At 35.3% G+C, this 14,823-nt stretch carries 14 protein-coding genes; 6 read left to right on the forward strand and 8 right to left on the reverse strand.

Features of this window, described 5'->3' with window-relative positions:
- Nucleotides 1–28 precede the first annotated feature (28 nt).
- From D569_RS0102810 to D569_RS0102820, 3 genes are all read left to right on the forward strand, one after another.
- Nucleotides 29–607 carry an anthranilate synthase component II gene (locus D569_RS0102810; protein ID WP_018930882.1) on the forward strand — a complete coding sequence of 193 codons (579 nt, stop codon included), beginning with the start codon at nucleotides 29–31 and terminating at the stop codon, nucleotides 605–607.
- Nucleotides 608–2,323 carry an aminodeoxychorismate synthase component I gene (gene pabB / locus D569_RS0102815; RefSeq protein WP_018930883.1) on the forward strand — a complete coding sequence of 572 codons (1,716 nt, stop codon included), beginning with the start codon at nucleotides 608–610 and terminating at the stop codon, nucleotides 2,321–2,323.
- 79 nt (nucleotides 2,324–2,402) lie between these two features.
- Entirely contained in the window at nucleotides 2,403–2,831 is a 429-nt protein-coding gene (locus D569_RS0102820) for a BrxA/BrxB family bacilliredoxin (protein ID WP_018930884.1), read from the forward strand.
- 219 nt (nucleotides 2,832–3,050) lie between these two features.
- On the opposite strand, the gene D569_RS0102825 is transcribed toward D569_RS0102820, so the two are convergent.
- The 7 genes from D569_RS0102825 to D569_RS0102855 all read right to left on the reverse strand — a co-directional run bounded on the left by D569_RS0102825 (nucleotide 3,051) and on the right by D569_RS0102855 (nucleotide 11,811).
- Entirely contained in the window at nucleotides 3,051–4,283 is a 1,233-nt protein-coding gene (locus D569_RS0102825; protein WP_018930885.1) for a C40 family peptidase, read from the reverse strand.
- Nucleotides 4,284–4,538: 255 nt separating this feature from the next.
- Complete coding sequence (locus D569_RS0102830; RefSeq protein WP_018930886.1) at nucleotides 4,539–5,171, reverse strand: YesL family protein; 633 nt, start codon at nucleotides 5,169–5,171, stop codon at nucleotides 4,539–4,541.
- Nucleotides 5,172–5,218: 47 nt separating this feature from the next.
- Nucleotides 5,219–6,058: a carbohydrate ABC transporter permease gene (locus D569_RS0102835; protein ID WP_018930887.1), complete on the reverse strand. Its 840-nt coding sequence runs from the start codon at nucleotides 6,056–6,058 to the stop codon at nucleotides 5,219–5,221.
- A 2-nt stretch (nucleotides 6,059–6,060) separates the two neighbouring features.
- A complete protein-coding gene (locus tag D569_RS0102840) occupies nucleotides 6,061–6,957 on the reverse strand; it encodes a carbohydrate ABC transporter permease (RefSeq protein ID WP_018930888.1) in 897 nt (298 codons plus the stop codon).
- 86 nt (nucleotides 6,958–7,043) lie between these two features.
- Entirely contained in the window at nucleotides 7,044–8,372 is a 1,329-nt protein-coding gene (locus D569_RS0102845; RefSeq protein WP_018930889.1) for an ABC transporter substrate-binding protein, read from the reverse strand.
- 126 nt (nucleotides 8,373–8,498) lie between these two features.
- Nucleotides 8,499–10,040, reverse strand: coding sequence for a response regulator transcription factor (locus D569_RS0102850; protein WP_018930890.1), 1,542 nt, complete (start codon nucleotides 10,038–10,040; stop codon nucleotides 8,499–8,501).
- Nucleotides 10,015–11,811 carry a cache domain-containing sensor histidine kinase gene (locus tag D569_RS0102855; RefSeq protein WP_245548477.1) on the reverse strand — a complete coding sequence of 599 codons (1,797 nt, stop codon included), beginning with the start codon at nucleotides 11,809–11,811 and terminating at the stop codon, nucleotides 10,015–10,017. The genes D569_RS0102850 and D569_RS0102855 overlap by 26 nt, the downstream gene beginning before the upstream one ends.
- 158 nt (nucleotides 11,812–11,969) lie before the next feature.
- On the opposite strand from D569_RS0102855, the gene nagZ reads away from it, so the two are divergent.
- On the forward strand, nucleotides 11,970–13,199 hold the full coding sequence (gene nagZ / locus D569_RS0102860) for a beta-N-acetylhexosaminidase (RefSeq protein ID WP_018930892.1): 1,230 nt from the start codon (nucleotides 11,970–11,972) through the stop codon (nucleotides 13,197–13,199).
- Between the two features lie 81 nt (nucleotides 13,200–13,280).
- Here nagZ and D569_RS0102865 read toward each other — a convergent pair whose 3' ends face one another.
- A complete protein-coding gene (locus D569_RS0102865) occupies nucleotides 13,281–13,559 on the reverse strand; it encodes a hypothetical protein (protein WP_018930893.1) in 279 nt (92 codons plus the stop codon).
- 255 nt (nucleotides 13,560–13,814) lie between these two features.
- Here D569_RS0102865 and D569_RS0102870 point away from each other — a divergent pair, with 255 nt between their 5' ends.
- A complete protein-coding gene (locus D569_RS0102870) occupies nucleotides 13,815–14,519 on the forward strand; it encodes a YetF domain-containing protein (protein WP_018930894.1) in 705 nt (234 codons plus the stop codon).
- A gap of 88 nt (nucleotides 14,520–14,607) precedes the next feature.
- On the forward strand, nucleotides 14,608–14,724 hold the full coding sequence (locus D569_RS22390; RefSeq protein ID WP_033404599.1) for a hypothetical protein: 117 nt from the start codon (nucleotides 14,608–14,610) through the stop codon (nucleotides 14,722–14,724).
- Nucleotides 14,725–14,823: the final 99 nt, after the last annotated feature.

The raw sequence follows: 14,823 nt of genomic DNA on the forward strand, positions 1-14,823 counted from the left end.
CGCTATGAGGAAGAAAGGAAGAACAATAGTGGTAATTATTATTGATAATTATGATTCATTTACATATAATCTTGTTCAATATTTTCGGCAACTAACGAATGATGTACTCGTTTTTCGAAATGATCATGTTACAATTGAGAAAATCAAAAGATTAAATCCTAATTTAATTGTATTATCTCCAGGTCCTGGATCACCAGAAGATCAAAAACAATGTATATCGATATTAGATTATTTTCATACAACGACGCCTATTCTCGGTGTATGCTTAGGCATGCAAGTAATCGTACATTATTTTGGCGGACAAGTAGCTAAAGCATTAGTACCCATGCATGGGAAAGTTTCGAAAATAAAGCATGGTGGGCAAGGCGTATTTGACTCTTTACCTAATGATATTTCTATCACCAGATATCACTCTCTTATTACGAATAAACTGCCAGAACACGCATTATTTATAACGGCGACAACCTATCAAGAAGAAATTATGGGGATCCGGCATAAACACTATCAAGTAGAAGGAATTCAGTTTCATCCTGAAGCAATTCTGACAGAGTATGGCTTTCATATGATCCAAAACAGTTATAAGCAAGCAATTGATGGAGTGAATTAAATGAATAAACCTTTTTTGCAATTTAATTTTCAACAGAAGGTCCGGCAATTTACCAACCCGATTAAAGTATGGAATACGACTAACATAAAAGAAATACCTACTATTTTTGAAGAATTAGAACAATTTCTTGATAAAGGCTATTATATTGCAGGCTTTGTTTCTTACGAAGCTGCTCCTGCATTTGATCCGACCTACCATGTTCATCAAGATAACGAATTACCATTAATCTGGTTTGCGGCCTATGAAAAACCCTTCGATAAGACAGATCGTTTAGAAGACATGAATTACCAACTGTCAGATTGGAATCATACGACCAGTTATGAAGATTATCAAGTAAATATTAATCGTATAAAAAAAGCCATTGAAGAAGGTAACACTTATCAGGTCAACTATACAACAAGACTGAAGTCTCGTTTTACAGGTAATCCATATTCCTTCTATCAACAGCTAGTAGAGAATCAAGCAGCTTCCTATTGTGCCTATCTAGACATTGGTGAAAACCATATTTTATCTGCATCTCCCGAACTATTTTTCCAAGTGAAAGATGGTAAAATCATTACAAAACCAATGAAAGGTACGATCAAACGTGGGCGAACTTACCGAGAAGATCTCCAATTTAAACAAACGTTAAGAGATTCCGTAAAAGATCAAGCAGAAAATGTTATGATTGTCGATTTACTACGAAACGATATCGGACGAATTGCTAAACCTGGTACCGTCAATGTAACCAGCTTATTTGATGTTGAAACATATCCAACTGTTCACCAAATGACTTCTACAATAGAAGCAAGTTTAGAAAGGATGAAGGTATATGATTGGTTTCAGGCTTTATTTCCTTGTGGATCGATAACAGGTGCACCAAAAGTAGAGACAATGAAATATATTGCAGCTTTAGAGGATACACCAAGAGAAGTTTATTGTGGTGCCATTGGCTGGATTTCTCCTGCACGTGAAGCCATTTTCAATGTGCCAATCCGTACAGTAATTATCAATGGAAATAATGCCATATATGGAACCGGTGGAGGCATCACTTGGGATTCAACAAGTAAAAATGAATACGATGAATTAAACCAAAAATCAGCTATATTACATCAAAAAAGAAAAGTTGTTTCCTTATTGGAGTCGGTCAAATTAGAAAATGGGAAATACCCATTAATGCCATATCACTTACAACGACTTAAGCATTCAACACAATATTTCGATTTTCCCTTTCATGAAGAAAGAGTAAAAGAAAAATTGAGCGTGTTAGCAGAAAAACTTCAGATTGGCTGTTATAAAGTCCGGCTATTATATCATCCGTCAGGCAAGATCAAATTAGATCATCAAGCCATCAACAAATTAGAACAGCCTGTTTCAACTGTGATAGCATCGGAACCAGTCGATAAAGAAAATATTTATTTATACCATAAAACAACTAACAGAGAAATATATGAGAAATTCGATCAAGCAAAGCCCTCTCATATTCTAACTACCCTTTTGTGGAATGAACAAGGACATATTACGGAATTCACGATCGGAAATATTGTAGTTGAAAAAGACGGTCGTTTTTTTACTCCACCTGTTTCAGATGGATTACTTCCAGGAACTTACCGGGAACAACTAATTGAAGAGGGAATATTAGTTGAAAAAAGTATACCTCTGGCAAAGATTACGACATACGATCAAATTTGGTTTATTAACAGTGTCCGAGGATGGCTTAAAGTACAATTAATTTAATAATGTTCAAACAAATATGTCGCTCATACTACTATATTTTTGTTAAAATCTGAATAGAGTATAATTAGGAGGTATAACGATGAATGCATATGAAGAATATATGAGAGAAATTACACAGTCCATGCGTGATGAATTAACCAATGCTGGATTTGAAGAATTAGTAACACCTGAAGCGGTAGATCAATTTATGTCTACAAACGAGGAGACAGCACTAGTTGTGGTAAACTCTGTTTGTGGTTGTGCAGCTGGATTGGCGCGACCTGCAGCTGTTCAATCACTAGACGGGGAGCAGAAACCTGCAAAGCTTGTTACCGTGTTTGCCGGTCAAGATCGGGAAGCAACTGCCAAAATGCGTGAATATTTTGAGGGCGTAGAACCGTCTTCTCCATCCATGGCCATTGTAAAAGGCGGAGAGTTGAAACACTTTATTCCCCGTGAGCAAATTGAGGGTCATGAAGTAGAAGACATTGTCACGCAACTAACCAATGCTTATTCCGAATTTTGCTAACTTTAATATTTGATACTAAACCTAACGAAAGGATGAGCGCATAATGCTCATCCTTTCATTTAGTTTGGTCAATAAAAGTAATTAGTCGGAGCGCTGCGAAAATACATCAAACAATTCAAAATTACTACTTTGCTTAATGCAGTCATTGCACTGCTTTTATACTTTCTGTACTTAATTTTAAAAACCCCGTTTCGTGTTGAAACGGGGTTTTTCTTTGTATTATGATCCTACGCGGCGCACAAGACCGGAAAAGTTTGATTTCCAGTAGCCACTACCCATGTCAGCAATAGCTACGCCTGTTGAACTTTGAGAACCAATGAATTTATTGTTACCCACGTATATACCAACATGTCCGTTAGTTTTATACGTATTGAAGAATACAAGATCTCCCGGCTGCATGTCGCTAGCAGAAACTTTTGATCCTACTGAACTTAGTCCTGAAGTACTCGCCGGCAAGCTGATTCCTGCCTGTTTAAAAGCCCAGCTGACAAATCCAGAACAATCAAAACGGCCATTAGCAATATCGTAAGCAGATCTACCGCCACCAAAAACATATACAGAGTTGCCAATATACTTTTCACCCACTGATGTTACGATATCTACTGTACTACCACTAACTGATACAGTTTCAGAAGAATTGCTGGAATACTGTTCAATAGCACCATTTGATCCGTTACTTCTAGTTGCCTGTTCTTGAGCACGTTGTTGTTCTTCTACTTCTTTAAGTGCTTTCTCTTTTTCCGCTAGAATTTCATCTTCAATTTTCAAATCGTCCAGGTATTCACTATTTTCTTCTTCTTTTTCTTTCAATTCATCTTTTAACTCTTCATTTTGTTCTTTTTGTGCAACAATTTGTTGTTGCATTTCTTCATATTCTGCTTTCATATCTTCTAATTCTTCTAACTTATTGTCCAACTCAACTTTATTCTTCTCTACTTCTAACTTATCTTTTTCTTGACTCTCTAATAAATCTTGGTCTGCTTGTGTAATCTTATGTACTAATGCAACTCTATCAACAAAATCTACGAAATTAGTTGAACCTAGTAATACTTCTAGATAGCTAGACGAACCACCATTCTCTTGTAATGAAGAGATTCTCTCCTTAAGAATTTCATTTCTACGTTCGATATTTTGTTGGATTTCATCGATTTTCTCTTCCAGTTCACTTACTTCTTCTTCAACGTCTGTTATTTCCGATTCCGTTTCGTCAATTTTTTGCTCATTATCTTCGATCGCTTCATCCAACCTCATAATTTGCTCATTTAACTCAATTAACTCTTCTTTAATTTCCTGAAGTTCCTGTTCTTTCTCGTCAATATTTGATTGTACTTCCGATCGTTGAGCTTGAATTTCTTCTTTTGTCTCAGCGCTAACAGTCTGAACAAAAAACAAACTTGACATAATCGTTACGACAACAACTGAATCTTTTACTAAACCTCGTATTTCTCGCACTCGATTCCCCTACTTTCCAACAAAATTTTCGTTTTTACGCTCTCTCTATGTAAGCTCCCTTTAATTAAAAAGGTTTTCTTGTAGTCTTTTCATCCTATCATTTGAACCAGACTCATTGTAACATAGTTAGATTTCACTAATGTTATGTGAATGTTACAAAAATATTTCAATACTATCATTCTTTATGTCATTTTATGTCGAAAGACAACTTTTAATAGATTACCATAAAAAAAGAGCTCTTGGCAAGAGCTCCAGTTATTCTTCCATTAATTTCTGTTTACTAAGATAAGCTTTCTTTTCATGTATTTTGGAGAAAGCTTTATGTGCGGGCATCGTAAGTGCAAGCGCTAGTAGACTCATACTGAAGAACAAGGCTAACCCTTGGAAATGCCATAATCCATATGTAATACCAAACACTCCCAACACCATAACTGCTGTCGGTATGGGATTCAATACCATAATAAAAAATGAACTTTTCAATACTTGTAACAGCTTCATATCATAATGAACATAGACTGGAAAAATATAAAAAGATGTTAATATAAAGAATATCGAAATGAATAAGAATGGAATAGTAAGTAACATGAAGTAATCATTTTCTACTAATGTTATAAATAAGAAATCCAAGTATAATATATAACCCATTGCTGCAATTATATAGCCCAAAATATTCGCTTGTAGTAACGATTGACGATAAACTTTCCAAAAAGTTTTAAACAGAGGAATATCAGTATTTCCAGAAACCCATTTTCTTACTATCGAAAAGGTTGCAGCAGTCGATGGAAATAAACCTACAACGATTAGACCGCATAAAGTAAATCCAATCCATAATAAGTTCAGATATGCTACTTTCGTAATCCATTCAAATGCTTTATTCAATGCGTTCATACTAACATCCCCCTTAAAAACTTCTTCTAGCTGAATTATCTTCGCTTTTAACCCTTTAACCCACTAGTACTGATACCGTCTACCACATAACGTTGGAAAATGAAGAAAATGATAAACACTGGAATTAAGGATACTACTGACATGGCAAACATTGCACCCCAGTTGGAAACTGTTTCATTACTTAGGAACATGTTTAAAGCCATTGAAACCGTATATTTAGAAGGACTATTCAAATATAATACTGGTCCAAGTAAGTTATCCCATGTCCAATAGAATGTAAAAATCGATGTCGTTGCTAAAGCAGGAACAATTAATGGCAATATAATTCTTCTGTATATACCAAATGTATTACATCCATCAATAATTGCTGCTTCATCCAACTCTCTAGGTATCGTTCTAATGAATTGCACCAATAAAAAGATGAAGAACGGATGACCAAAATATGCAGGTACCACAAGTGGTTTTAATGAATTTAGCCAATCCAGCTGGGCAAATATAATATATTGTGGAATCATTACTACTTCATAAGGAAGCATCAATGTTAATATCATAATCGCAAACCAAAAGCTTCTTCCTGCAAATTTTAATCTCGCAAATCCGAATGCAATTAAAGAACAAGAAATTAAATGACCTATTAATACTAAAATAACAAAGATAAACGTATTTAAAATATACGTATCAAACCCATAGTCACCGAAGCCAGCCCACCCTTGTGCATAATTGCTTAATATAAATGGTTGTGGGATTAGAGATTCTGCTGTTGCAAATATTTTTTCACTTTGTTTAAATGAGCTCATAATTAACCAAATTACTGGATACAGTAAAAGGATAGCAAAACAACCAACGATTAAATGATAGATGATTTTTTTTATATATTTTGCTTGCATCGTTATCTGCCTCCCTCTGATTCATAGTGCACCCAATATTTAGACGAAAAGAAGATTAGCGAAGTTAGTATCCCTATAATCACTAACATTACCCAAGCCATGGCTGATGCATAACCCATATGGAAGAATTCAAAACCTTGCTTGAATAAATAGAGTGAATATAATAAGGTCCCATCTAATGGTCCGCCTGTACCCTTTGAAATAATATAAGCTGGAACAAATGTCATAAATGCAGCAATTGTTTGCATAACTGCATTAAATAGGATAACAGGGCTTAACATTGGTATTGTGATGTTAAAGAATTTTTGAAAGAAGCTTGCACCATCAACACTTGCAGCTTCATAGTAACTTTGTGGTATCGACTTTAGACCAGCTAAGAAGATCAGCATCGAAGAACCAAACTGCCAAACAGATAAAAATATTAACATCCATAATGCGGCCGTTGGATTTCCAAACCATCTAACAGGATCGATTCCCATTGTCATAAGTGCTAAGTTGACGATCCCATCATCACCAAAGATTTGTCGCCACATAATTGCTACTGCAACGCTTCCACCTATTAAAGATGGTAAATAATATAAGGTTCGGTATAAGCCAACCGCTCGAGATGCAGTATTAAGTAACATAGCTACTACTAATGCAAATAATAGTCGCAATGGAACGCCAGCAAATACATAGATAAAGGTTATTTTTAAAGAGTGTAAATATCTCGGATCTGATGTAAACATTTTTTTAAAATTCTCAAAGCCAATCCATCTAGGTGCATTAAATAAATCGTACGATGTGAAGGAGAAGTAGAAAGAAGCAATGATAGGAATAATGGTAAAGGCCAAAAATCCTATAATAAACGGACCAATAAATAGATATCCCCATAAATTTTGCTTCATATGAGTTTGCATTTTGGAAAGCTCCCTTCTATGATTCTGAATAATGGAAAAACAATAGCTGATCTCATAAGGATCAGCTACTGTCCATCATAATCCTTTTAGTTACCTAAAATGCTTTCTGCCTGTGTTCTAAAGTATTCAGCTGCTTCTTCTGGTGTAATCTCGCCATAAGAGATTTGTTCACTTAAATTGGTTAATTGCTCAATAATTTCACCTGCACCTGCCGGATCTGGAGCACCCATTGGTGTACTATTATCTTCTGCCCATGCAACATAATCAAATACCGCTTGCTGAGCTTCAGAAACATCATCTGCAATTTCTTCTTGAACTACAGAAGAAACTGGAACCCCACGGTCACCGAGAATAAGTTTGTTCGCTTCCACATCGTTCACCCAAAAATCAATAAAGGCTGCTGCTGCTTCCTTTTGCTCGGAATTTTCGGAGATCGAGAAATACATACTAGGCTTTAGAAATAAACCATCTTCTAGATTCTCTCCTGGAGGAGTAGCAAATGCGAATGTATGCTCTGACATATCCTCCAACCCAACAAATTGATTAGACCACTGGAAAATCCCTACTCCGTCACCTAATACAACTGGGTCATCTTCAGGGCCGGCTAATTGCGCCAGAAAATCAGGAGTTGGAGTTGCTTCTGCTTCCACCTGTTCTTGAATGATTGTAAAAAAGTCTACAAATAATTGATCGTCGTCATAACCAAGGCCACTTCCATCTTCTGCGTAAAGACGGGCACCATTTTGGCGTAAGTAATAGTTAAAAAACACATCTGCTTGCATACCATTATCAAAGTAATATCCAGCATCAGCTGCCTGTTGAGCCATTTCTTGATATTCGTCCCATGAGTATGTTTCAGGGATCTCGTCAATTCCGATCTCCGCTAAAATCTCAGGGTTATAATGAAAACTTAGCGCATTGGAACCTAGATTAAAACCGTAAAGACCGTCGTTAATTCGACCACCTTCGATCGTGTTTTCCGCAATATTTGAGTCGTCGATCTCACTGCCAAGAAACTGTTCTAAATCAGCTAATTGACCATTTTCTGCATATTGAGAAATATAAGATAAATCCATTTGAATAATGTCTGGCAATTCATTTGCTGCTGCTTGAGGTGATAGTTTTTGCCAGTAGTCATCCCAACTAGCATATTCTGGCTCAATCGTTACATTCGGGTTTTGCTCTTCATACAATTCAATAACTTCCATTGTGTAATCATGACGTGGCTGTGACCCCCACCAAGCAATTCGTAACGTTACTTGATCCCCACTTGCTTCAGAATCGGAGTCATTGTTTGTTTCTTCTGAAGTATCATCGGTATCGCCGCCTGTATCTTCTGAGCTATCATCGCCACTACATGCAGCTAACCAAAGAACCATCATCATTCCTAATAGTACTAACAAAGATTTTTTCATTTCTTTCCCTCCCCTTTTTAATCTGTAAGCGATTACAGTTATATGATAGCAGATATTGGTACGTAGGTATGATAGAAAAATCAGTGGTAAATGTTTAAAAAGAAGAGTTTTTTGAAAACGCTAACTTCATCCTTCATTTGACTTAATAATCTCGGATGGTGTAAATCCCTTCATTCTTTTAAATATTTGACTGAAATATTGTGGGTTATTACCAAAACCTAGTCTCTCCGCTAACTCAAATACTTTAATATCCTGTTCTACTTCGATAATTTCCACTGCTTTATTAATGCGGGCATTGGTAACATAAGACGAGAAGCGTTGTCCAATTTCTTTTTTAAAGGTTTTCCCTAAATAGTCAGCATTCATATATAGACAGTGGTTAGCCAGCCACTGAAGTGACAATGCAGGATTCTCAATCTCCTCTTCAATACAAGTCAACATTTGTCGTACCACTTTTGAATATTTTTGCGGTGTTTGATCTTGGATAATCATTCTTTCAAAAAGTTTTTCAAAGAACGTAACAAAATCAGAAATATGCTGATAATCCTCCATTTGTCCTATTGCTTGCACCCGATCCTCTGTTGAATGATGTGCTAATTTACTCATTAACAATAAATAAATTTGAATAAAATAGCCCCTTGTAATCTTTGGTGCAACTTTATGTTTTTTCAGCTTATCTACAAAATCTATAAGGTAGGACACTGCATCCTTCTTTTGTTGTTTTTTTAAATAATACACAATCGTATCTAGATCTATTTCAATGTCTGGTTGCAACTTTTCATGAAAGTGAATCCAGTTTTGAGACGGAATATCACTATGCTTTGGTTGATAAAAAACTTGTTGTACCATTTCATCTAATGTTGGAATTTTTTCTATTTGATCTTTAGTAAAGTCTTTTGAGAAAACGGAAGTCGTACTGAGTGTGTATGGACCCAATTCAGCTTGGAGAATGTCTTTGATTGTTTTTTGATATGCTGGAGAATGGCGCATCATCACGACCACTTTATTTTCGATTAATGTAGTGACGACTTGTTCATTGAGAAATGATCGATTAATGGTTTCGATTAATTGGTTGATTTGATCATATGTAATTTTCCCTTCGATGAAAAGCATCCAAAAAAAGAAAGGTTCTGATGAATAGAGTCCCTCCACCATCTGCTTCATTTTTGACTGGCTTTTTTCCGTTATTTGTTCGTAAATAAAAAACTGCTTTAACACTTCCTCACATTCATTGACAGTATTTTTCGTCACTTCTTCTTCCATTGCCTTCATGTATTTAACAGCTTCTTCTTCTTCTCGAATTTCTTGAACAACATCGTCAAGAGCTTCAGAAATATTCACTTCATTACACGGCTTTAGCAAATAATGTTTGACACCAAACCGCATCGCTTGTCTTGCGTATTCAAATTCACTAAATCCAGATAAAAAAATCCATTTAATAGACGGATAGTCTTGTTTTGCCTTTTTCACTAGTTCGATCCCATCTAATCCGGGCATGGTTATATCGGTAATCACAATGTCGGGCTGTTGTTTCGTAATAAAATCATATGCTTCCAGGCCATTCATTGCTTTCCCTATTAATGATGTATCATGTTGATTCCAATCCACAATCACAGAAATACCATCCAAGATCATCCGTTCATCATCTACTAACAACACTTTGTACATAGGCTTCCTTATCCTCCTTCGGCAAAATAATGGAAACTGTCGTACCATTCCCTATTTCGCTGTCAATGTTTAGTCCATATTCCTCTCCAAAAAGTATCTTGACACGTTCATTTATATTGCGTAGACCGATCCCTGTTCCTTTTGGCTGATAGTCACCTGATTCAATCTGATCTAAATAAGACTTGTTAATACCTGGACCATTATCCTCCACTTGAATAACGATCTTGTCTTCTTCCTCTTTAATCGAGAGATGAATTTTACAAACACCAATCATTTCTTGCAGACCATAGCGAATGGCATTTTCCACTAATGGTTGAATAATAAATTTTGGTACTTGTATATCTAAGAATTGCTTAGGTATCTCCTTTGTAAACTGTAACCTTTCATCAAAACGATAACTTTGAATCGTAATATAATGGTCTACTACTGTCTGTTCTTCTTCCAATGGAATTAATGCATCCTTCATGTTAATCGATGCTCGTAAGACGTAACCAAGAGATTCAGCCATCTGGGAAATTTTCTTTTCACCAACTATTTTGGCGGACCAATTGATAGATTCAAGCGTATTATAAAGAAAATGTGGATTTACTTGTGCCTGCAATGTTTTAAATTCGGATTCTTTAATTAATAATTGTTTTTTATAATTTTCTCCAATTAAATAATTAATTTGATTCATCATTTTCTTAAAATTCTCATGCATTTGCCCTGCTTCATCTTTGGTCAGCTCTGTTTCCATGCCAACATCATAATAATCCAAATCACCTGTCTGAACTTTTTTCATTTTTTTATTTAAACTTTCAATCGGGTTTACAATCGTGCCGGTAAACTTACTTCCTAGGAAAATCATCAGTAAAAATAGTGCAAAATAGGTTAAAAAGACAGCCGTTCGAGCCTGGCTAATCACCGTAAACAAATTACTATAAGGGGTTAGAATCATATACGTCCAATCCAAGTGATTGGCTTCTGTATACGTTAAAAAATATCGTTCACCGTTATGTTTTATAATTTGATATCCTTGCTGATTAACCAGAAAGTCAGAAGGTTTAATACCGTCTAATTTATTTTCATCGGAGAAGACTTGCCGCTCATTCTGGTCAAAAATAAGAAAATTAGTTTCTTGTTCTTCTAAATTATTCGTAAGCTCATGCATCATTTCATGAATATCAACTCGAATTCCTACCGTCCCTAACCTTTCAAAAGAAAAATCCATATATTCTCGTATATCCCGGACTGCCATCACTGTCTCATCATTTTCAGATGGAGATAACCAATTGACCCCACCCTCTTCCTCTCGTGCAGTCTCTTTCATGGTTGCTAATCTTTCTTCAGATAAATTGATGATTAAATTTCCACTGGCATATTCTTTGTCATATATATCATACACTTGAATCGATTGTACATATTTGTTTAATGCACCAATATGTAATAGTCTTTTCCGGAGTTCATTTCCAATCATGTACTTATCGTAGTTTGAATCGGTGTTCATTAATTCTAATAAATAGGATTGTACATATGTATCAGTAGTGATTTGATAGGAAAGGCGTTCCATCTTCTTTAATTCCGCTTCAACGGAATTCGTTGAAACTTGCAAAGCTTGAGCAGATTGGCGGTAGATTTCCTTATTATAGAGGTTAAAAGCGTATTGCAATATTGACAAACCACCGATACTAAATGCAAGCAGTACTAAAGATGTGAGGATAACCATTTTATATTTCAGACGTAAGTTCAAAAATTTCAAGCGAACCTTATTAAGCATACCGATAACACTCACCCTCCTTGTTAACGCTTACAGTTATTATATGTTGAATGAAAGCATTACGTCAATTTGATTCGCTTCAAATTAAGTAACATAAAAGCTAAAAATTCGTCTAATCTATAAGCATAGCTTTATATAAATATTATGCTAAGGTTAATAGGAGTTTGGAAACTATGATAAAGAAATTAAGTTTATGGATACTTATACTCATGTTTATAAGTAGCTGCAACGATAAACCCATAAAAGAGCATGAATTGTCTACTCACCATCTGACAGCCTTATCAACCGGTGAATTAAACAGTGAGCGTTGGGACTTTAGCTCCAATATTGATGATATGACAATACCGGAAAAGATCGGTCAACTAATGATGATCGGATTAGAAAGCACCTCCATTGACCAACAAGTTACGCATTATCTATCCGATAAAAAGGTTGGAGGATTCATTTTATTACAAAAGAATATCCAAAATACGCAACAAACTGTAGAGTTGATTAATGACTTAAAACAGGCTAACGACAATCAAATACCTCTCTTCTTAGGAATTGACGAAGAAGGCGGACGAATTACAAGACTTCCTAAAGAGATAATGGTAACACCAACAAGCCAAGCAATTGGCAAAAAGAATGATAGTGATCTATCTTATCAAATCGGAAAACTGTTAGCCAAAAAAGTGAAGGAGTTTGGTTTTAATATTAATTTTGCTCCAGTACTTGATGTAAATAATAACCCGCATAACCCTGTTATTGGAGACAGGTCATTTGGAGACAAACCTGATCTAGTGAGCAAGATGGCAATTGCACAAATGAAAGGATTGTCTGACGAAAATGTTATTCCCGTCGGAAAACATTTTCCGGGGCATGGAGATACAGATGTTGATTCACATATCAACCTTCCGCTTCTTGATCATTCGGTTGAAAGATTACATCAAGTAGAACTTAGGCCTTTTCAACAAGCAATTAACCATGATGCTGAAGCAATTATGATTGGTCATTTAATGATTCCATCGATTGATCCAGACAATCCTGCAACATTATCAGCAGATATTATTCAAGGATTGTTAAGGAAGGAATTAGGCTTTGATGGTCTTGTAATTAGCGACGATTTAACAATGGGTGCAATTTTAGAGAATTATGAGATTGGCGATGCAGCTGTGCAAGCAATCCAGGCAGGAACAGATTTGTTATTGATCTGCCATGGATATGAGCAAATCGATACTGTATTTGCTGCTATCGAAGATGCGGTAGCAAGTGGGGAAATCTCAATGCAACGCTTAGATGAAAGTGTAAATCGGCTATTACAACTGAAACAGAAATACGGGATAACTGATGAAGAAATAGACTTTGTAGACGTAGAACAGCTAAATCGTGAAATAAAAGAAACATTGCCTTCAACATCAAACTAAGCAAATAAAATATGACGGGCATATCCAGCTGACTGTTTCAATTGGATGTCCGTCATAGGCATTTTTATTTAAGGTAAGGGATTACTTGATCTCTAGTAGTCTTTTGAATTTATCTCTGAAATAATACAGTAAATAGCCTTGCAGGATAACCATTATTACAGCCAAGATAAGTAATGAAGGATCTACAAAGATGTGCAGTAAGAAAATATTGGCTGTAATCGGTGTTAATACTGTTAAAGCTAAGGGAACAAACCGATTAATCAATAATAATAATCCGCAAATCACTTCCAATGACTTTTCCACAACTAATAAATAGTTAAATTGAAATAATACCATTGCTTCAGGACTTGTCGAAATCAAAGGCTCGATATTTAATACAACAAGAAACCCGTTTAAACCTGCGATCAGAAAGATGATACCCAGAACTAATCTAGCAGCATGATAAGCTATTATCTTCTCCTCCCTTTTGTTTCTCTATTTTCATTTAGATTGTTATCACCTATTTTATTATATATTATTTCCACTGATTTGTTGTTAAATAAATGAATATGGGTAAATTAAAACAGTAGAACTTTCTAAAAAAACACTAAATCAATTTCGCAAAGGGGTCTTCTTATGGATTTTACTGAACTTACACTTAGAATTGTATCTTCATTTCTTGTCCTATTATTACTCACGAGGATAATGGGAAGGAAAGAACTACGTCAGTTAACGTTTTTTAATTTTGTATCTGGAATTGCTGTTGGATCGATTGCGGCTTCACTTGTTGTGAATCAAAATTTAGACATATGGGCGGGGATATATGCGTTATCTGGATGGGCGATTCTTACGATCATTATGGGTTTAATAGACATTAAATCTAAGACAGCTCGAACAGTTATCCAAGGACAACCGGTAATCCTTATAAAACAAGGGAAAATTATGGAGGATGAGATGCGAAAGGCCAGATTAGATATCGATGCTTTAAATGGACTGTTGCGCAAGAAAAATATTTTTTCAATTACTGATGTTCAATATGCAATATTTGAAACGGACGGAACACTTTCAGTTATGAAAAAAGAAGAGAAACAAACGCTAACTAAAGGTGATAGCAATATACAGGTGGTAAATACAGAACCATTCCCAATAGCTACAGAGGTTATTACTGACGGAAAAATCAATAAGGAAAACTTATCCAAATTAAATCTAGATGAAAATTGGCTGGAAAAACAATTGAAACAAGCTAGTGTAAATGATATTTCTGATATATTTTTCGCTGAGATACAGAAAGATGGAACTTTATATATCGACATAAGAGATGATGGTATTTCTAAGCAATAGATAGTTAAGGCAGATAACCATCAAATATGAATGGTTGTACAATACTTAGGGAAATTTAGGGATGATTGATAAAAAAGGTGGTGAAAACATGGCAAAAAAAGGAATTCAAAATTCAAGTATTGAGCAAGTTAGAAAAGATCATGAATCCGAAACGGCCTTTACAGCAAACAACCCTAAAAAGCAAAAAAATAAAAAAGGCAGATAATAACTCTTGTAGATAGGACGAATATATGCCTTTATGCAAGTAAGAAAAATACTTCTCCCACAAAAATAAAACACGAGCATCAAATGATGTTCGTGTTTT

This window comes from Gracilibacillus lacisalsi DSM 19029, assembly GCF_000377765.1.
Taxonomy (GTDB): domain Bacteria; phylum Bacillota; class Bacilli; order Bacillales; family Amphibacillaceae; genus Gracilibacillus; species Gracilibacillus lacisalsi.

Excerpts from the sequence above, each read along its gene's own strand:
- D569_RS22390 (WP_033404599.1), top strand. The coding sequence starts at position 14,608 with ATGGCAAAAAAAGGAATTCAAAATTCAAGTATTGAGCAAGTTAGAAAA.
- D569_RS0102820 (WP_018930884.1), top strand. The coding sequence starts at position 2,403 with ATGAATGCATATGAAGAATATATGAGAGAAATTACACAGTCCATGCGT.
- pabB (WP_018930883.1), top strand. The coding sequence starts at position 608 with ATGAATAAACCTTTTTTGCAATTTAATTTTCAACAGAAGGTCCGGCAA.
- D569_RS0102850 (WP_018930890.1), bottom strand. The coding sequence starts at position 10,040 with ATGTACAAAGTGTTGTTAGTAGATGATGAACGGATGATCTTGGATGGT.
- D569_RS0102845 (WP_018930889.1), bottom strand. The coding sequence starts at position 8,372 with ATGAAAAAATCTTTGTTAGTACTATTAGGAATGATGATGGTTCTTTGG.
- D569_RS0102835 (WP_018930887.1), bottom strand. The coding sequence starts at position 6,058 with ATGCAAGCAAAATATATAAAAAAAATCATCTATCATTTAATCGTTGGT.
- D569_RS0102870 (WP_018930894.1), top strand. The coding sequence starts at position 13,815 with ATGGATTTTACTGAACTTACACTTAGAATTGTATCTTCATTTCTTGTC.
- nagZ (WP_018930892.1), top strand. The coding sequence starts at position 11,970 with ATGATAAAGAAATTAAGTTTATGGATACTTATACTCATGTTTATAAGT.
- D569_RS0102830 (WP_018930886.1), bottom strand. The coding sequence starts at position 5,171 with ATGAACGCATTGAATAAAGCATTTGAATGGATTACGAAAGTAGCATAT.
- D569_RS0102840 (WP_018930888.1), bottom strand. The coding sequence starts at position 6,957 with ATGCAAACTCATATGAAGCAAAATTTATGGGGATATCTATTTATTGGT.